This is a genomic window from Blattabacterium clevelandi, assembly GCF_003268615.1.
Classification (GTDB): domain Bacteria; phylum Bacteroidota; class Bacteroidia; order Flavobacteriales; family Blattabacteriaceae; genus Blattabacterium; species Blattabacterium clevelandi.
In genome coordinates, this window is the sequence record NZ_CP029844.1 from 519,157 (window position 1) to 538,090 (window position 18,934).

17 protein-coding genes and 2 tRNA genes are annotated in these 18,934 nt (G+C 23.6%); 12 read left to right on the plus strand and 7 right to left on the minus strand.

The window, feature by feature from the left end:
• Positions 1-6 precede the first annotated feature (6 nt).
• Positions 7-1,881 (plus strand): tRNA uridine-5-carboxymethylaminomethyl(34) synthesis enzyme MnmG, encoded by a 1,875-nt coding sequence (gene mnmG / locus DM817_RS02570; protein WP_201260530.1) that lies wholly within the window; start codon positions 7-9, stop codon positions 1,879-1,881.
• Here the strand turns inward: mnmG and DM817_RS02575 are convergent.
• The gene (locus tag DM817_RS02575; protein WP_113738461.1) at positions 1,878-2,180 is read right to left on the minus strand and encodes an FtsB family cell division protein; all 303 of its coding nucleotides are present in this window, start codon (positions 2,178-2,180) and stop codon (positions 1,878-1,880) included. The two genes, mnmG and DM817_RS02575, sit on opposite strands and share 4 nt — an antisense overlap.
• Before the next feature lie 211 nt (positions 2,181-2,391).
• On the opposite strand from DM817_RS02575, the gene fumC reads away from it, so the two are divergent.
• Positions 2,392-3,777 (plus strand): class II fumarate hydratase, encoded by a 1,386-nt coding sequence (fumC, locus tag DM817_RS02585; RefSeq protein ID WP_113738463.1) that lies wholly within the window; start codon positions 2,392-2,394, stop codon positions 3,775-3,777.
• Between the two features lie 13 nt (positions 3,778-3,790).
• Here fumC and DM817_RS02590 read toward each other — a convergent pair whose 3' ends face one another.
• Positions 3,791-4,552: a TatD family hydrolase gene (locus DM817_RS02590; RefSeq protein ID WP_113738464.1), complete on the minus strand. Its 762-nt coding sequence runs from the start codon at positions 4,550-4,552 to the stop codon at positions 3,791-3,793.
• 47 nt (positions 4,553-4,599) lie between these two features.
• Between DM817_RS02590 and fabD the strand changes: the two genes are divergently transcribed.
• From fabD to DM817_RS02605, 3 genes are all read left to right on the plus strand, one after another.
• A complete protein-coding gene (gene fabD / locus DM817_RS02595; RefSeq protein ID WP_113738465.1) occupies positions 4,600-5,466 on the plus strand; it encodes an ACP S-malonyltransferase in 867 nt (288 codons plus the stop codon).
• A complete protein-coding gene (locus DM817_RS02600; protein ID WP_113738466.1) occupies positions 5,463-6,416 on the plus strand; it encodes a GYDIA family GHMP kinase in 954 nt (317 codons plus the stop codon). The genes fabD and DM817_RS02600 overlap by 4 nt, the downstream gene beginning before the upstream one ends.
• 75 nt (positions 6,417-6,491) lie before the next feature.
• On the plus strand, positions 6,492-7,745 hold the full coding sequence (locus DM817_RS02605) for a citrate synthase (protein ID WP_113738467.1): 1,254 nt from the start codon (positions 6,492-6,494) through the stop codon (positions 7,743-7,745).
• A gap of 15 nt (positions 7,746-7,760) precedes the next feature.
• On the opposite strand, the gene DM817_RS02610 is transcribed toward DM817_RS02605, so the two are convergent.
• The 3 genes from DM817_RS02610 to DM817_RS02620 form a co-directional block, all read right to left on the minus strand.
• A tRNA-Leu gene (locus DM817_RS02610) sits at positions 7,761-7,842 on the minus strand.
• Positions 7,843-7,870: 28 nt separating this feature from the next.
• On the minus strand, positions 7,871-9,409 hold the full coding sequence (locus DM817_RS02615; RefSeq protein WP_113738468.1) for an Rne/Rng family ribonuclease: 1,539 nt from the start codon (positions 9,407-9,409) through the stop codon (positions 7,871-7,873).
• Between the two features lie 168 nt (positions 9,410-9,577).
• Positions 9,578-9,907 carry an HU family DNA-binding protein gene (locus DM817_RS02620; protein ID WP_113738469.1) on the minus strand — a complete coding sequence of 110 codons (330 nt, stop codon included), beginning with the start codon at positions 9,905-9,907 and terminating at the stop codon, positions 9,578-9,580.
• A gap of 83 nt (positions 9,908-9,990) precedes the next feature.
• Here DM817_RS02620 and mutY point away from each other — a divergent pair, with 83 nt between their 5' ends.
• From mutY to DM817_RS02650, 6 genes are all read left to right on the plus strand, one after another.
• Positions 9,991-11,052, plus strand: a complete 1,062-nt coding sequence (mutY, locus tag DM817_RS02625) for an A/G-specific adenine glycosylase (protein ID WP_113738470.1) — start codon at positions 9,991-9,993, stop codon at positions 11,050-11,052.
• A gap of 85 nt (positions 11,053-11,137) precedes the next feature.
• Entirely contained in the window at positions 11,138-12,454 is a 1,317-nt protein-coding gene (gene gldE / locus DM817_RS02630) for a gliding motility-associated protein GldE (protein WP_113738471.1), read from the plus strand.
• Positions 12,455-12,550: 96 nt separating this feature from the next.
• Positions 12,551-13,165: a tetratricopeptide repeat protein gene (locus DM817_RS02635; RefSeq protein ID WP_113738472.1), complete on the plus strand. Its 615-nt coding sequence runs from the start codon at positions 12,551-12,553 to the stop codon at positions 13,163-13,165.
• 12 nt (positions 13,166-13,177) lie between these two features.
• On the plus strand, positions 13,178-13,660 hold the full coding sequence (gene ribH / locus DM817_RS02640) for a 6,7-dimethyl-8-ribityllumazine synthase (RefSeq protein ID WP_113738473.1): 483 nt from the start codon (positions 13,178-13,180) through the stop codon (positions 13,658-13,660).
• A gap of 12 nt (positions 13,661-13,672) precedes the next feature.
• Positions 13,673-15,433, plus strand: a complete 1,761-nt coding sequence (gene mutL, locus DM817_RS02645) for a DNA mismatch repair endonuclease MutL (RefSeq protein ID WP_113738474.1) — start codon at positions 13,673-13,675, stop codon at positions 15,431-15,433.
• On the plus strand, positions 15,434-16,129 hold the full coding sequence (locus DM817_RS02650; protein ID WP_113738475.1) for a rhomboid family intramembrane serine protease: 696 nt from the start codon (positions 15,434-15,436) through the stop codon (positions 16,127-16,129). It abuts the gene before it with no gap.
• Between the two features lie 22 nt (positions 16,130-16,151).
• Here DM817_RS02650 and lepB read toward each other — a convergent pair whose 3' ends face one another.
• Together lepB and dapB are read right to left on the minus strand one after the other, a co-directional pair.
• The gene (gene lepB, locus DM817_RS02655) at positions 16,152-17,663 is read right to left on the minus strand and encodes a signal peptidase I (protein WP_113738476.1); all 1,512 of its coding nucleotides are present in this window, start codon (positions 17,661-17,663) and stop codon (positions 16,152-16,154) included.
• A gap of 28 nt (positions 17,664-17,691) precedes the next feature.
• The gene (dapB, locus tag DM817_RS02660) at positions 17,692-18,396 is read right to left on the minus strand and encodes a 4-hydroxy-tetrahydrodipicolinate reductase (RefSeq protein WP_113738477.1); all 705 of its coding nucleotides are present in this window, start codon (positions 18,394-18,396) and stop codon (positions 17,692-17,694) included.
• Positions 18,397-18,820: 424 nt separating this feature from the next.
• Here dapB and DM817_RS02665 point away from each other — a divergent pair.
• A tRNA-Leu gene (locus DM817_RS02665) sits at positions 18,821-18,909 on the plus strand.
• The last annotated feature ends 25 nt before the right edge of the window (positions 18,910-18,934 follow it).

An 18,934-nucleotide genomic window follows, 5' to 3' on the forward strand; every position in this document is an offset into this window, starting at 1 on the left:
ATAATTATGTTTTTAGATACATATGATATTATTATTGTTGGAGGAGGACATGCAGGAGCAGAAGCAGCATCGGCATCTTCTAAAATGGGATCAAAAACTTTGCTAATTACAAGTAATTTACAAACAATTGGGCAATTGTCATGTAATCCAGCTATAGGAGGAATAGCTAAAGGACAAATAATAAGAGAAATAGATGCCTTAGGAGGTTATTCAGGGATAATATCCGATTATAGTATGATTCAATTTAGAATGTTGAATAGGTCTAAAGGACCTGCTATGTGGAGTCCTAGAGCACAATGTGATAGAAAATTATTTTCTAATAATTGGAGATTTTTTTTAGAAAAAAATCATCAATTAGACCTATATCAAGATACGGTAATTTCTTTAATTGTAAAGAAAAAAATAGTTAAAGGAGTGATAACCTCTTTTGGAATAAAAATCATGGGAAAATCGGTCATACTTACAAATGGAACATTTTTAAATGGAAAAATCCATATTGGTGGAAAAAAAATTAATGGAGGTAGAATATCGGAAAAAGAGGTTAGAGGGATAACAGAACAATTAACTAAATTTTTTGGATTTCAACATGGAAGAATGAAAACCGGAACTTCACCTAGAGTAGATGGACGCTCTTTGAATTACAAAAAAATGAAAGTTCAAAAGGGAGATTTTCGTCCTAAAAAATTTTCTTTTTCGAAAACAATAAAATTAAAAAAACAATGTGAATGTCATATTTCTTATACAAATGAAGAAATTCATGATTTTATTAAAAAAAATTTGAGATATTCTCCTATTTTTACAGGATCTATTCAAGGTGTTAGCCCTAGATATTGTCCTTCTATCGAAGAAAAAATTTATAGATTTTCCGATAAAAAAGAACATCATATTTTTGTAGAACCAGAGGGGTGGAATACAGTAGAAGTATATATAAATGGATTTTCTACTTCTTTACCAGAAGAAAAACAATACCAAGCTTTAAAAAAAATTTCAGGATTCGAAAAAGTCAAAATGTTAAGACCTGGATATGCTATTGAATATGATTATTTTCCTCCAATACAATTAAAACTTACTTTGGAAAGTAAGTTAATAGAAAATCTTTTTTTTGCTGGACAAATTAATGGTACTACAGGTTATGAAGAAGCTGCGGCGCAAGGATTAATTGCTGGAATTAATGCTCATCTAAAAATTCATGAAAAAAAGCCATTTATTCTAAAAAGAAACCAAGCGTATATTGGAGTATTAATAGATGATTTGATTACAAAAGGGACAGAAGAACCCTATAGAATGTTTACTTCAAGAGCTGAATATAGAATGTTATTACGTCAAGATAATGCGGATGAAAGATTAACCCCTATGGGGTATAAAATTGGATTAATTTCAGAAAAAAGAATGAAATTAGTAGAAAAAAAAAAATATCAAGTTGAAAAATGTATTTCTTTATTTAAGAAAATTAATTTAACCCCAAAAATACTTAATCCTATTTTAAATCTTAAAAAATCTCCTATTGTATATCAGGAAAAAAAAATAGATATCATTTTATCTCGTTCGGAAATCGATATACAAGATATGATTTCTATACCTTTTTTAAAAAAAGAGATAGAAATTAATAATCTTAATCAACAAGAAATATTAGAACAAGTTTCTATTCAAATTAAATATAGAGGATATATTGAACGGGAAAAAGAAAATGCTAAAAAATTGTTGAAACTGGAAAATATTCGAATTCCACATAATTTTGATTATGAAAAAATTAAATCTTTATCTATAGAAGCTAGGGAAAAATTAACTTATCATCGTCCGGAAACTTTTTCACAAGCTTCAAGGATTAGTGGGGTATCTCCTTCGGATTTAAGTATTTTGTTAGTTTATATAGGTCGTTAATTTTCAGTTTTAGATAGAATAAATAAATCTTCATCCTCTTTTTTCATATAAAATTTTTCCCTAGCTACTTTTTCCAAGTATTTAGGATCTGTATTTAACTTTTTAAGATGATCCCCTTCTAAAAAAATTTTATTTTTTAAATAATCTCTATCCAATATCATTTTATTTATAGTTTTTTTTAGTTTCCAATGTAAGATCAAAGAATTAGTATCAAAAAAAAACATCCATATAAAAAATAAAACACTGATCCAAAAATATTTAGTTTTAAATATTTTATAAATTATGTATTTTTTTTTCATTTATCCAATTTTTTATAGTGTTAACTCCTATATTTATGGTCCAGTATATAATCACAAAAAATAAAAAAAAAATACACCAAAATCCAGATATTGTTATGATTATAAAAAATAAAAATCCTATAAATTTGATTATCATAATATAATTAATAAATTAAAAAAAATTATACTTTTTTTTTATAAAAAGTTTATTAATTTCGTAAAAAAAATAAAAATGATTTTTAGAAACGAAATAGATACATTAGGAATGGTACAAGTTCCTATGGATAAATATTGGGGGGCACAAACCGAAAGATCAAGAAATAATTTTAGAATAGGAATAGAAGGATCTATGCCGATAGAAATTATTCATTCTTTTGCTATTTTAAAGAAAGCAGCTGCATATGCTAATTTTGAATGTGGTATTTTGTCTAAAAAAAAAAGAGATTTAATTACTTTGGTTTGTGAAGAGATTATAGAAGGTAAATTAGATGACCAATTTCCTTTAGTTATATGGCAAACAGGATCTGGAACACATACTAATATGAATATCAATGAAGTAATATCCAATAGATCTCATGTTTTAATGGGAGAAAAACTTGGAAAAAGTAAATCTTTTATACATCCAAATGATGATGTAAATATGTCTCAATCATCTAATGATACCTATTCTACAGCAATGAATATTGCATCCTATAAAAAATTGATAGAAAAAACAATTCCTTCTATAGAAATTCTACGTAATACATTGGAAAAGAAAACAAATTTATTTAAAAATGTGATTAAAATAGGGAGGACTCATCTTATGGATGCGGTTCCTATAACTTTAGGACAGGAATTTTCCGGTTATGTTTCTCAAATAGATCATGGATTAAATTCTATTAAAAACACTTTAGATCATCTTTCTGAATTGGCTATTGGAGGAACTGCGGTTGGAACAGGATTAAATACACCTAAAGGATACGATATAAAAGTAACTAACTATATTTGTAAATATACTGGACTTCCATTTAAAGTAGCAAATAATAAATTTGAAGCAATTTCATCTCATGATGCTATTGTGGAATCTCATTCTGCTCTCAAACAAATTTCCGTTTCTTTGATTAAAATAGCAAATGATATTCGATTTTTAGCTTCGGGGCCTCGTTCCGGAATAGGAGAAATTTATATTCCTGAAAATGAACCTGGATCTTCTATTATGCCTGGAAAAATAAATCCAACACAATGTGAATCTCTCATGATGGTTTGTACACAAGTAATAGGAAATGATTTATCTATTTCAATAGCAGGAGCATCCGGGAATTATGAATTAAATGTTTCTAAACCATTAATGGCTTATAATTTTCTTCAATCTTCGCAACTTATTTCTGATGCTTGTAGTTCTTTTTCTAATTTATGTGTAAAAGGAATTATACCCAATTATAAAAAAATTAAAGAATTATTAAATAGATCTTTAATGTTAATAACAGTACTTAATAATTGTATTGGATACGAAAAAGCCGCAAAAATTTCAAAAAAAGCTTATGAAAATAATACTACCTTAAAAGAGGAAGCGGTACGATTAGGATATTTAACAATGGATGAATTTGATAAATTAGTAAGACCAGAGAAAATGATATAAATCATTATCATAATTAGGAAAATATTTCCTTTACGTTTATTTCGATGATATTTGCTATATTTTTTTCCGAAATAGAATAAATATTGGAAAGTTTTTTTAAAATTATTTTTAAGTAAACAGGTTCATTTCTTTTTCCTTGAAAAGGATAAGGAGATAAAAATGGAGAATCTGTTTCTAATACTATATTTTTTAAATTAATTTTATGTAAAAATGAACTAATATTATTATTTTTAAAAGTAATCATACCTCCAATTCCTATTTTTAACCCTAAACTAATAATTTTTTTTGCTTGTTCTAAGTTTCCAGAAAAACAATGAAAAATTCCTTTAATAGGATAATTTTTTTTTAAAATATCAAAAACTGGGTCAAAAGCTTTTCTACAGTGAATCACTATAGGTAATTTTTTTATTTTTGCATATTGTATTTGAGTTTGAAAGGCATATTTTTGTTCAAGAAGAAATTTTTTTTCTAAGTGTAAATCTATTCCAATTTCTCCTATAGAAATGAAAGTATGTTGATCTAACCATTTTTTAATACTATTTAATTCATTTTCTAAATTATAGGGGGTTACTTTACTAGGGTGTAATCCTATCATGGGAAAACATATATTTGGATATTTTTTTTCTAATTTTAGTATTTTAGGAATTGTGGTACAATCTATAGAAGGAATATAAAATTTATGTATTCTGTTATGAATTGCAGTTTTTATGACAAAATCTATATCTTTATCAAATTGTTTCATATATAAATGAGTATGTGTATCAGTAATTTTCATATAAATATTATGAATTTTGTTCAAATTAAAAATTTTTTTCTTTCTGTATGAAAGCTTATATATTTCCTGGTCAAGGGTCTCAATATATGGGAATGGGAAAAAATTTATACAATTCTTCTAATTTAGCAAAAAAATTGTTTCAATTATCCGATGATATTTTAGGATTTCATATGAAAAGTATTATGTTTGATGGTTCTATGGAAGTTTTAAAAAAAACTAAATATACACAACTTGCTATTTATATATATTCAGTAATAAAAGCAAAAATTTTAGATAATTTTAATCCGGATATGGTAGCTGGACATTCTCTTGGAGAATTATCTGCTTTAACTGCTATTGATGTCTTTTCTTTTGAAGATGGATTAATTTTAGTAGATAAAAGAGCCTCCATTATGCAAGATATATGTGAATATATACATGGAGGAATGGCTGTAATATTCGGATTAGAAGATGAAATTATAGAGAAAGTTTGTAAAGAAGATAATGGGATAGTTGTTCCTTCAAATTATAATAGTCCTGGACAATTAGTCATTTCTGGAGAAGAAAAATCTTTAAAAAGAGTTTGTCTATCTTTAAAAAAGATAGGAGCTACAAGAATATTAAGACTTCCTGTTCATGGAGCTTTTCATTCTCCAATTATGGAGCCAGCTAAAAAAAAATTATCAAAATTTATAGAAAAAATTTCATTTAAAGACTCTCCATGTCCAATATATCAGAATGTAACGGCTAAATCAGTTACAAAATCTAACGATATCAAAAAAAATATTATCGAACAATTAACATCTCCCGTTAAATGGAAACAATTGATGAAAAATATGATTGATAATGGAGCTATTTCCTTTATAGAAGTAGGACCAGGAAATATTTTACAAGGAATAACGAAAAAGATTTTCAATAAAATTGATAAAAAATGATTTTTATTAGTATTATTATGCGGAAATATCAACATTTTTTTTATAGTCATGGAAAATTATTATTAACAGGAGAATATTTTATTTTATATGGAGCTTATGGTTTAGCTTTACCTACCGTAAAAGGACAATCATTTACTATATTTTATGATAAAAATTGTTATGGATCTTCTGGATTGCATTGGAAAAGTTTTGATAATATAGATAAACCTTGGTTTGAAGTATTTTTTAAACTTCCTTCTTTAGATATTTGTTATGATACAGAAAAAAAAATCGCTTTTAGATTAAAAAATCTATTGTTGGAATCTAGAAAAATTCAAAAAAATTTTCTTAAAAATTCATTGGGTATTTTTTATGTACAAACAAAATTAGAATTTCCTAGAAATTGGGGATTAGGTAGTAGTTCTACTTTAATTAATAATATAGCAAAATGGGCTAATATAGATCCTTATATGTTATTAGAAAAAAAATTTTCAGGAAGTGGATATGATATAGCATGTGTATCCAATTCAAAACCAATAATTTTTAAATTAAATAATCAAAAACCTTATGTTATTCCTATAAATTTTAATCCTCCATTTAAAAAAAAACTTTTTTTTCTACATCTTAATAAAAAACAAAATACTTTTGAAGGAATTCGATTTTTTCGTTCAAAAAAAAATATATCTAGTAAAAGTATTGATTCTATTTCTTCCATAACTAAGAAAATTATATTTTGTAAAACTTTGAAAGAATTTGAAATATTATTACTTAAACATGAAAGGATTATATCAGGAATACTTAATATACCTACTGTAAAAGAAAATTATTTTCCAGATTATTTAGGTATAGTAAAAAGTTTAGGAACTTGGGGTGGGGATTTTGTTTTAATAAGTTTTAGAAAGGGAATGAAAAAATATTTTTCAAAAAAAGGATTTCATACTATTCTTTCATTTGATGAAATGATTCTTTGATCATAGAATATAAAGTATATTATTTCAATATTTAATTGTAAAAATTATTTATATTTTATTCAAAATTTATTTATTATGTGCAAAATTGTTAATTTTGATATTAATGGATGTAATTATAAATTTCCCATAGTTTATGGAACTTTTTATGAAGAAAAATCTATTAATATATCTAAACTTAGAGAAAATACAGGATTTATTACATTTGATCCAGGATTGAAAAACACAGGAATTGTTAAAAGCTCTATTAGTTTTATAGATGGAGAAAAAGGAGTTCTATTATATCGAGGTTATCCAGTTGAACAAATTATTAAGAAATGTACATTTATAGAAACTAGTTATCTTTTATTAAATGGAGAACTTCCTAATACTAAACAATTAAAATATTTTTCTGAAAAGATAATAGAATTCAATTCCATTAATCATCAAATTTATCAAATACTGGATAAGTTTCCTATTTTTTATCATCCTATGGGGATATTATCATCTTTAACGTGTATTCTTACTGCATTTACAGATTATATTAATATAAAAGAGGAAGATATGTATTTACATCTTTTAGCAAAACTACCTGTATTAGCAGCTTTAACTTATAGGAAAAAAGTAGGTCTTCCTCCGTCTTATGCAGATAAGGATTTATATTATACTTCTAATCTTTTAAAAATGTTTTTTTCTATTCCAAAAAAATGTTATCAAATCAATCCAATTATTACAGATGCTTTAGATAAACTTTTAATACTACATGCAGATCATGAACAAAATTGTTCCACTACTACTGTACGTTTATTAGGTTCTGCATATGTAGGATTATTTTCATCTATATCCTCTGGAATTAGCGCTCTTTGGGGAAGATTACATGGAGGAGCTAATCAAGCAGTTATAGAAATGTTAGAAAATATTCTTAAAAGTGGTGGAAATATAAAAAAATGGGTAGATAAAGCAAAAGATAAAAAAGATCCGTTTCGATTGATGGGATTTGGACATAGAATTTATAAAAATTTTGATCCTAGAGCTAAAATAGTTAAAAAACTAGCCGAAAAAATTATTTTTGAATTAGGAATTGATGATCCAATTTTAGAATTAGCAAAGGAACTTGAAAAAATAGCTATTCAAGATTCATATTTTATAGAAAAAAAACTATATCCAAATATAGATTTTTATTCAGGAATTATTTATCAAGCTATAGGAATTCCAAAAGATATGTTCACGGTTATGTTCGCTTTAGGTAGATTACCTGGATGGATGGCGCATTGGAAAGAAATGAGATTAAATCGAGAACCTATAGGAAGACCTAGACAAATTTATATAGGATATAAAAAAAGAAATATATAATAAAATTATAATATGTGCGGGCGAAGGGATTCGAACCCTTATACCTGATGGCATCAGATCCTAAATCTGACGTGTCTACCAATTTCACCACGCCCACATTACAAATTTAATAGAAATTTTTATTATTAAATAAATGAAGAGGATACAATTTCCTTATTTTCATTTAAAATTTTATATTCCGTGTATTTAAATGAATTTCTAGGAATAATTTTAATCCATTTTTTATATTTAAATAACCATTTTTGTTGAATAGATGGGAATCCTCTTTTAAGATAAGCGGCTACAAAAGAATGTATATGTAATTGTATTCCCCCTTTATTAAATTTATTATTCATAATTTTTTCTAATATAAATTCTAGATTATGAATATAAATTATAGGAGATTTTAATTTTTGATATTTTTCATGATATTTTAATTCAGGTCTTACTCTATGACGAGTGAATTGAACTAATCCAAATTCATTTGGAGGTAATATTTGGTGTTTAGCTTTATCGTTTTTCATTTTTTCTTTTAAATGTTCGTACAATATTTTTTTTTGATAAGGGTCATACATATCTATAAAATCTACAACAATGATTCCTCCCATATTTCTCAATCTAATTTGTCTAGCAATTTCTGTTGCAGCTAAAAGATTTACTTGCAATATATGATCCATTCTTTCTGATTCTGTACAATTTTTTTTAATATGATTAATCATTCCACTATTAACATCTATGACATGTAAAGCTTCAGTATGTTCAATTACAAGATAAGCTCCATTTTCTAGAGGTACATTTTTACCTAAAAAAATTTGTATTTGTTTTTCAATTCCATATTTTTCAAATATGGGGATATTACCCTTATAATATTTAATAATACTTTTTTTTTCTGGAGAAATAAAAGATAAATAAGAACTAATTTCTTGACAAAGAAAACTATTATTACAATAAATCGATTTAAAATCATCATTAAATGTATCTCTTAATAAACAATAAGTTTTATTATTTTCACTTAAAACTTTAACTGGAGGTAATTTTATCAAATTATTTAATATTTTTCTCCATTTTTTTATCAAAATAAAAAGTTCTTTTTTTAAAATCTGTTCTATTTTAAAACATGCTACTGTACGAATGATTATACCAAATTCTTTTGGTTTGATTTTTTGCATGTATAAAATCAATCTATTTTTTTCTTTTATATTTTTTATTTTATGAGAAATAGTAACTTTTTCTGAACAAGGAATTAATACTAAATTCCTTCCAGGAATACAAATTTTTGCCGTTAATTTTGGTCCTTTATTAGAAATAGGTTCTTTCGATATTTGAACCAAAATATTTTGTCCAGGATATAATATTTTTTCTATAGAACTTTTATCCTCTTTTTTTTTTAAAAAAAAAGTATTTTTTAAAAAATTTTTTTTTTGATTTATGGGAATCAACTCTAATATTTTTTCGATTTGAAATCCAAGATCATCATAATGTAAAAAAGCCCATTTTGAATAACCTATATCAATAATAGCAGCATTTAATCCATATGAAATTTTTTTAACTATACCTAAGTATATATCTCCTACAGATAATTTATTATTGTAATTTTCTTGATGAAGTTCCAACAACTTTCCTTCTTCCAAAAGGGCAATCTTAACTTTTTGTTCTTCTGCATTGATAACTAATTCTTTATTCATACACAAAAACAAGGAAAAAAATTTTAGAAATTATAATAGATTAACTTTTGATAAAGATGATCAAATTTTTATTTTTTTTTCTTATGTCTATTTTTTCTATTTCTTTTTTTTCTTTTATGGGTAGCTATTTTTCGTCTTTTTCTTTTTTTTCCGTTTGGCATAATAATTTTAAATCGTTGTTGATTTATCTTTAGACATACTATTTTTTTTAATAATAGAAACGTTTTTCTTTACTAATTCAGTAAATGCTTTTGCAGGTTTAAATGCTGGTATATTATGCGCAGGAATTACAATAGATATATCCTTGGATATATGACGTCCTAGTTTTTCAGCTCTATATTTAATAATAAATGATCCAAATCCTCTTAAATAAACATTTTCTCCAGATGTAAGGCTTTCTTTTATTTTTTTCATAAAAGTTTCTATAACCTTTTTTGTGTCAATTCTTTCAGATCCAGTTTCTGATATGATTTCTGTTATTATATCTGCTTTTGTCATGTTTAATCCTTCTAATAATATCCAAAATTCGGTTTCTTAAATATACCAATTTTTTATAAAATTGCTCTAAAATTAGATTATATATGGATTTTTCCAAAAAAATAATAAATTGGTATAAAAATAATCATAGAAAACTTCCTTGGAGAGAAAATAAAAATCCATATTATATATTGGTTTCAGAGTTTATGTTGCAACAAACAAAAGTTTCTAAAGCTATAAAATATTATTTGCATTTTATACAAAAATTTCCAAATTTAGAAAAGCTTGCTCAAGCTGAAGAAAAATCAGTATTAAAAGTATGGGAAGGATTAGGGTATTATAAAAGAGCTATCAATTTACATTCTTTTGCAAAAAAATTAAGAGAAAAACCCATGGGATTTTTTCCGAAAAAATATAAAGAACTCATTAAATATAAAGGGATAGGACCATATACAGCAGCTGCGATAGCTTCTATATGTTTTGATGAAGTGGTACCAGCTATAGATGGGAATTTTTATAGGTTATTTTCTAGATATCTAGGTCTTTATAATAAAATTACATCAATATTTACGAAAAAAATATTCCGAACTGTAATTTTAAAAATGATGGATAAGAAAAATCCTGGTATTTTCAATCAAGCTATCATGGATTTAGGTGCTACTTTATGTACACCAAAAAAGGTTAAATGTTTTTTATGTCCCATAAAACTTTATTGTTTTTCATTTAAAAATGGAACTATATATGAATTACCTGTTAAAAATATAATAAAAAAATCTACAAAAAATAGATTTTTTTATTATATTTTTATATGTTATAATAGTAAAAAATTTTTTATTAAAAAAAGATTCAATAAAGATATATGGAAAGGACTTTATGAGTTCCCTTTAATAGAATCAAAAAAATGCCTTACCATTTTAGAAATAAGGAATCAAATTTGGAAAAAATATAAAATATTTTCTGAAAATATCATTTATCAAGTAAAACATAAAATAACTAATCAAATTTTATCTATTCAATTTTTGAATTGTAAAATGATACAATCTATTCAATCTATTCAAATAAAAAAAAGTTTAAATAATTTTTTTCTTATTTCACATAAAAAAATTTGTGAATACCCTTTTCCTAATCCTATTACTTTGTTTTTTAAACATGAAAGAATGATTTAGTTTTTTTTATCTTTGATTAAATAAAAATCCAATTTTTTGTTCATCATCATTATTTTCTTTTCTATAACTTAAAAAATTCAATATATTGGAAAAGGAATCTTTGACGAATATTTTTTTTAAAAGTACTTTATATATTCAAATAGTTCTTTATTTTTTATTAATAATAATCTTACTATTATTTTCTGCTCTTATATCTGGATCAGAAACTGCTTTTTTTTGTCTTGAAAAAAAGACTATTGATAGGGAAATAAAAAAAAATCCTTATAAAGGAGATAAAGTATTAAAAATACTAAAAAATAGAAAAAAACTTTTAGCTACTATACTGATATCTAACAATTTTTCTAATATTGGGATAGTCATATTAAGTTCATCCTTAATAACAGAATATTTTACAGATAGTTTTTTTTATAAAATTCCTATAAACTTTCTATTAGAAGTCATTCTTTTAACTTTTATTTTACTTTTATTTGGAGAAATAATTCCAAAAATATATGCTAGAAAAAATAATTTTCGTTTTGCTATTTTGATGTCTCAAACAATAATTTACCTTAGTAAAATATTGGGGCCAATCAGTAAAATTATGATTCTAGTTTCTAGATTCATAGAAAAAAGAATGAAAAAAAAAAAGAATAGAATATCCGTCGATCAACTTTCAAAAGCTTTAAAAATTGCATCTTCAAATCAAAAAAATGTTAAAGAATGTCAATTTTTGAAAAGAATCGTTGATTTTGGGAATACGGAAACACATCAAATTATGACTCCAAGAATAGATATGTTTGCTTTGAATCAAAAGACATTATTTTCTAATACTTTAGAATTAGTTCGTTATCAGGGATATTCTAGAATTCCGATTTACAAAGATAGCATTGATGATATAGAAGGAGTTCTTTTTGCTAAAGATCTTCTTCCATTTATTCATGAAAAAGAATTTGAATGGACTAAACTAATTCATACTCCATTTTTTGTTCCAGAAAATAAAAAAATAGATGATCTTTTGAATGATTTTAAAAAAATAAAAATACATTTAGCAATTGTTGTTGATGAATATGGTGGAACTTGTGGAATAGTTACTCTTGAAGATGTTATTGAAGAAATAGTAGGAGATATTATTGATGAATTTGATGAAGAAGACTTATCTTATTCTAAATTAAATCAAAATAATTATTTATTTGATGGAAAAACTTCTTTGATTGATTTTTACCGTATTATGGAAATCAAAGAAGAAGTTTTTTTTGAGAAAAAAAAAGGAGATGCAGATACTTTAGGTGGTTTTATTATGGAAATCAATAAAGAATTTCCAAAAAAAAAACAAAAAATTAATTTTTTAAATTATTCTTTTCTTATAAGAAGAATAGATAACAAAAGAATAAAGAGTATAGAAGTAATAAGGAAAAAAAACTAAATGATTTTATTTATTATAATAATTAGAATTAAATTTATATAATAAGACAATGAACGATATAATTTATTTAATTTATTTCTTAAAATAGGTTAATCTATGAAAAAGAAAAAAGTGATGATCCTTTTTTGTAGTATTATTTTGATAATAGGAGTAACATTTTTTTTCTATAAAAAATTTTTTTTATTTCCATTAGAAAAAAAAGCTTTAACAGAATTGATTTACGCTCAAAAATATCTTTCAGAAGGATCTATAGATAAAGCATTAAACAAAAAAAAACTTAAAATACCTTATCTTGGATTTTATGGAATTGTTACTAAGTATCCTTTTACTAAAGCAGGTAATATCTCTAAATTTTATGCAGGAATATGCTATTATAAATTAGGAAATTATAAGGAATCTATAAAAATGATGAATAATTTTTCTGCAAAAGATGAATTTTTATCTTCTATAAAATATGGAATAATAGGAGATGCTTTTACACAAATTAAAAATCATAATGAAGCTTTAAAAAATTACATAAAAGCTGCTAATATCAGAGAAAACGAAATTACTACACCTCTTTATTATTATAAAGCAGCATTGTTGACCTTTTCTATCAAAAAATATAGGGATTCTAAATTTTTTCTGAAAAAAATAGAAAAAAAATATCCTTTTTTTTTATATAAGGATAATGTAGATAAATATATCATGTTTATTGAAAATAAATTATAATAATTCTTGATTATGAAAATATCTCCTTCATATCAAATAGATAAAAATAAAATAAAAAATGAAAAATTAAAATTTGCCATTATTGTTGCAAAATGGAATCACGATGTGACAAAAAAATTGTATAAAGGTGCTTATGAAACTTTAATTCAATCAGGTATTTTAAAAGAAAAAATAAAAACATGGGAAGTTCCTGGAAGTTATGAACTAATTTATTCTGCTAAAAAAATAGCCCTTTGTTATAATTTTGATTCAATTATTGTTATAGGATCCCTTATAAAAGGAGAAACTCATCATTTTGATTATCTTTGTCAAGCTATTTCACAAGGTATCAAAGATATCAATATTAAATATGATGTCCCGGTTATATTTTGTGTACTTACTGATAAAAATAAAAAACAATCTTTTGATCGATCAGGGGGAAAAAATGGAAATAAAGGAATAGAATGTGCTAAAACAGCATTATATATGGCTTTTTTTAAAAAATCCATCGAATAAAATAGTTCCTTTATGAAGGATATTATTCAATTTTTACCTAAAAAAGTGATCAATCAAATAGCAGCTGGTGAAGTGATACAACGTCCTTCTTCTGTATTAAAAGAACTTTTAGAAAATTCTATAGATGCAAAATCCAAAAGTATTGATATCTTTATAAGAGATTCAGGAAAAACTTTAATTCAATTAATAGATAATGGAGAAGGAATGAGTTATAATGATGCTAGGAATAGTTATCAAAGATATGCTACTTCTAAAATCAAAACCAATGAAGATATCTTTAGGATTAATACAAAAGGATTTCGTGGAGAAGCTTTAGCTTCCATTGCTTTCGTTTCTCAATTGGAAATACAAACTAAAAATAAAGAAAATACAGTTGGTATTCACATTCTTGTAGAAGAAGGGAAAATTAAAGAACAAATTCCTATCAACATGCTTAAAGGAACAAGAATTTCAGTAAAAAATATTTTTTCTAAATTTCCTGCAAGAAGAAGATTTTTAAAATCTTCTAGAATAGAATTTAAACATATTATTAATGAATTTTATAAAATTATTTTAGCACATAGAGATATTGTTTATCGTTTTTATCATAACGATAAAATTATTTATTTTTTGAAAAAAGCTTCTTTAAAAGAAAGAATAAAAGAAATTTTTAATAAAAAAAATAAAAAATTACTCCCTATTTTAATTAAAAAAAATAAAATTATTATAGAGGGTTTTATTAGTCAACCAAATTCTTCAATAAAAAAAGGAGATCATTTTTTATTTGTGAATCAACGTTGTATAAATAATATACTTTTACATAGAAAAATTATTCATTCTTATGAAGGTCTTTTAAAAAATATAAAAACAGTTTCTTATTTTATTTTTATTTATATAGATCCAATTTTAGTGAATTGGAATATTCATCCTACAAAAAAAGAAGTAAAATTAGAAGAAGAAAATTCGATTTGTAATATGATTCAACAAGAAATAAAAAATATTTTATGTTGTCAATATAAAGTAAAAAAAGAGGAATTAAATAATTCAGATTTATTATTATCCTTTAATTCTTCCAAAAAAGAATCATTAATTTTTATGAATCATTATGATTCTTTTTTTGAGGAATTTTCTTATAAAGAAAAAGTAAATCAATTAGATAATTGGTTCCATAAAATGAAAAAATCTAATTTTTTTCTTGATGTTCATCTTACGAAAAAATTATCCAATTACATATCTCATGAAAAAAAAATAAAAACTTTTCAAATTAACGGAAAATATATAATTTTTTTATGGAATAATGAAAATATAATATTAGTAGATCAACATAGAGCTCATCAAAACATATTATTTGAATTTTTTTTTAAGAAAATAAAAAACAAATTAATAAGTCAAAAATTTCTTTTTCCAATTGAGATTAAACTTTTAAATAATGAATTTATTTCATTGAAAAATATTCAATATGAATTGATTGAAATGGGATTTCATTTATACTTTTGGAATCAATCCGTATATTTATATTCTATTCCTGAAAATATTCATCAAAATATATTAGTTGAAATTTTTCAAAATATTTTAACATATAATTTTATTAATGGAGAAAAAAATAATAAAAAAATACTTATTCAATCTATATCTAAATCTGCAGCTATAAAATACGGAACAGAATTGCATTCCAATAAAATGGAATGTTTAATTAGAGATTTTTTTTCTTGTAAAAATATAAATTATACGTATTCAGGAGATCCTATATTTTTTATTTTCAATAAAAATTTTTTTAAAAAAACAATTTTGTAAGTGAATTTTTATACATCAAATTTCAATTCAGATGCTGTAAAACACTTGATTAGTATTAATATACTTGTATATACAGCTACCTTTGTTTTTTCACAATATAAAATAGAAACCATTCTTTCTTTATATCATCCTCTAGATGATCGATTTGAATTATATCAGATTTTTACTCATATGTTTGTACATTCTAAACGTCTTTTTTTGCACATAATTTTTAACATGTTAGCCTTATTCATGTTTGGAGGTCAAATGGAAACTTTATTAGGAATCAAAAAATTTTTGATAGTATATTTTTTATCTGGTATTTTAGCTTCTTTATTACAATTAGTATTTAATACTAGTATCCTGTATTATTTTGTTCATACATTGGATTTTTCACAAGCAAAAAAAATTTTTGATTATTTAAATCAAGAACAACGAATTAATCTTTATAGTTCTATGTATTCTCCTATGATGGGAGCTTCTGGAGCTGTTAGTGGAATAGTAGGAGCTTTTGCTAGATATTTTCCAGAACATAAAATATTTATTTTACCTTTTCCTTTTCCAATTGCTGTAAGAAAAGCTCTTTTGATTTTTATTTTTGGAAGTTTCATTTCTGCTATTTTCAACTTTTCCCCTGGTGTAGCACATTTTGCTCATATTGGAGGAATTATTTCTGGTTATTCTATAGGAAATTTTTTTCTCAAAAAAAGAAAATGAAAAAATATATTTTAATAAATGATCAACTATTTTTTAAAAAATAAAATAAAAGATAGGAAAAATATATAAATGAAAATATAAAAAAAAAGGATAAATAAGAATTTTGTCCATCTATAGTAATCATAGTACGATTCCAACGAAATTTCCAATGAAAAAAATTGAAAGGATTTTCTCTATTCCAGTCAATACTCATCCATATAAATATAGGTTTTCCTACGATATGATCTTCTGGTAAAAATCCCCAATAACGAGAATCTGAAGAATTATGTCTGTTATCCCCCATCATGAAATAATAATTTTTTTTTATTTTATAAAAATTATTTTTTTTATGATTAATGAAAAAATAAGAATATTTTTTTTCAATATGATTTCCTTCAGAAACAATAATATCATAATAAATGTTAATATTATTTGAATTTAATTTAATTAAATCTCCTTTTTTTGGAATCAATAATGGACCAAAAAAATCTCTATTCCAACCAAAATTATTTGGAAATATCGAATCTTCTTGAAAAGAAATTGGTAAAATATATTTTTTGATAAAAATGATGTTATCAAATAGATTTTTAATCTGAATTTCTTTTTTTTCTGTCAACATTATTTGATAAAAATATTCGTCATTTTTTTCTAATATCATTTCAACCTCTTCAATATTCATATTTTCTTTAATAAATTCTATATTTAATGGTATATTTTTTGTTTTAATAAGGTAAATATGTTGTTTTTCTAAAATATTTTTTTTATAAGATTTTTCTTTTTGATAGTTTACAAATAAATCTCCATTATGAATATAAATTATATCACCTGGTAAGCCCACACAACGTTTAATATAATTTTCTTTTCTATCTATAACTTTATGATTGGAATCTTTAGGAAAATTGAAAACAACAATATCGTTTCTTCGAATGGGTTGTATAGGATCAAAACGTAAATAAGGCCATTTAAAAATAGAAATATAAGATTTTAATTTTCCAAAAATAGTATTATGAGTAAATGGAATAGATATTGGGGTAATTGGCATACGTAATCCATAATGAATTTTACTTACTAATATAAAATCACCTACAAGTAAAGTCCCTTCCATAGAAGAAGTAGGTATTGCAAAAGGTTGAATTATATAAGTATGTGTAAGGAAAGAAAAGATCATAGCAAATAAAATATTGTATTTTGTATCACCTTTTGATTTTGTTATTTTTGATAGTTCAATATTCTTAGAGTAATTTATGTAAAATATATATCCTCCTAGAGTTAAAAAAAATAAAATAATATTTTTTGGGGAATTTTTTCCAAAATTTTTAAGTAAGTCTATCCATAAAATTCCAAATAAAAAAATACTTGTTAATGGAATCAATAATAGAAATAACCACCAAATAGATCTTCTATAAATTTTTAAAAGAAGAATAATATTGTAGATAGGTATAATTAATTTATAATAATCTATTCCTAATTTTTTATAAAGTCTCCATGTTCCTAAAACATGAATAAAATGTTCAAAACATAAAAAAATACTACTGAAAAGAAAATATTGGAACATAAAAATACATTTATTTGATATAAAATTTTTATATTCCTAAAACTTCTTTCATAGAAAAAATTCCCCTTTTATCTTTTATCCATTCTGCAGCAATAATAGCGCCTTTAGCAAATCCTTCTCTATTATGAGCTTGATGTTTAATTTCTATATTTTCTATTTGAGATTGATATAAAACTCTATGTATTCCTGTTTCATTATCAAATCTTTTTGAAATAATTAATATTTGATCTTTTGTTTTTTTTTTATCTAAAATCCATGTTTTTTTCATTTTATTATTAATAATATTTTTTGCTAAAACAAGAGCTGTTCCACTAGGTCTATCCATTTTTTCTTTATGATGAATTTCTTCAATTTTTATTTCATAATTTATAGAATATGGAAATAGTAATTTTGATAATTTATGATTAATTTCATAAAAAATATTCATTCCTATACTAAAATTAGAAGAATATAAAAAAGTTCCATTTTTTTTTTTACATATATCTTTAGCAAGATGAAATTTTTCTAACCATCCTGTAGTTCCACACACTACAGGAATATGATTATCTATACAAATTTTTATATTATTAAATGCTGAATCAGGACGACTAAATTCTACTGCAACATCTACATTTTTTAATGAAATATTGCAAGGACTTTTATTAGAATAAAAAGAAATTTGATGATTTCTAATTTTTGCTATTTTTTCTATAGATTTTCCCATTTTTCCATATCCTATTATGGCTATATTCATATTTTTTTCAATTTTTTATATATAAAATGAATGATTCAAAGATAGATCAACTTTAGTTTTGAAATTTTATTATAATAAAATAAATTATATTTATAAAATAAAAAAAAAGTAATTATTTGTACAGAATACAAAATTGTATATTATAGTGAATAGTATATGTAGTAAAAAAAAATTATTAAATATGGGAGATTGGGGTTTATTTATTAAATATATTTAAAAATATTAGTCAATTATCTATATTATGAATTAAAAATTTTTAATTTTTATTCCATAAAAATAGAAATAAACTTAAAATAAAAAAAATTTTATCAGTATTTTTAAATGCATAATTTCAAAAATAAGTACCTAGTATAAATTTATTTTCATTTGAAAATATACCTTCCTTAAGGAAAAATAATTTTTATTTTTTTTAAAAAATTATAAAACCCACGTGGTGAAATTGGTAAACACGCCACTTTGAGGGGGTGGTATCCTATGATAAGGGATATGCTGGTTCGAATCCAGTCGTGGGTACAAAGTATTTTTTATAGTAGAAAGT

Bases quoted from the DNA above. Each gene is read 5' to 3' on its own strand.
- mnmG (WP_201260530.1), top strand. From the start codon at position 7: ATGTTTTTAGATACATATGATATTATTATTGTTGGAGGAGGACATGCA.
- DM817_RS02575 (WP_113738461.1), bottom strand. From the start codon at position 2,180: ATGAAAAAAAAATACATAATTTATAAAATATTTAAAACTAAATATTTT.
- fumC (WP_113738463.1), top strand. From the start codon at position 2,392: ATGATTTTTAGAAACGAAATAGATACATTAGGAATGGTACAAGTTCCT.
- DM817_RS02590 (WP_113738464.1), bottom strand. From the start codon at position 4,552: ATGAAAATTACTGATACACATACTCATTTATATATGAAACAATTTGAT.
- fabD (WP_113738465.1), top strand. From the start codon at position 4,600: ATGAAAGCTTATATATTTCCTGGTCAAGGGTCTCAATATATGGGAATG.
- DM817_RS02600 (WP_113738466.1), top strand. From the start codon at position 5,463: ATGATTTTTATTAGTATTATTATGCGGAAATATCAACATTTTTTTTAT.
- DM817_RS02605 (WP_113738467.1), top strand. From the start codon at position 6,492: ATGTGCAAAATTGTTAATTTTGATATTAATGGATGTAATTATAAATTT.
- DM817_RS02615 (WP_113738468.1), bottom strand. From the start codon at position 9,409: ATGAATAAAGAATTAGTTATCAATGCAGAAGAACAAAAAGTTAAGATT.
- DM817_RS02620 (WP_113738469.1), bottom strand. From the start codon at position 9,907: ATGACAAAAGCAGATATAATAACAGAAATCATATCAGAAACTGGATCT.
- mutY (WP_113738470.1), top strand. From the start codon at position 9,991: ATGGATTTTTCCAAAAAAATAATAAATTGGTATAAAAATAATCATAGA.
- DM817_RS02635 (WP_113738472.1), top strand. From the start codon at position 12,551: ATGAAAAAGAAAAAAGTGATGATCCTTTTTTGTAGTATTATTTTGATA.
- ribH (WP_113738473.1), top strand. From the start codon at position 13,178: ATGAAAATATCTCCTTCATATCAAATAGATAAAAATAAAATAAAAAAT.
- mutL (WP_113738474.1), top strand. From the start codon at position 13,673: ATGAAGGATATTATTCAATTTTTACCTAAAAAAGTGATCAATCAAATA.
- lepB (WP_113738476.1), bottom strand. From the start codon at position 17,663: ATGTTCCAATATTTTCTTTTCAGTAGTATTTTTTTATGTTTTGAACAT.
- dapB (WP_113738477.1), bottom strand. From the start codon at position 18,396: ATGAATATAGCCATAATAGGATATGGAAAAATGGGAAAATCTATAGAA.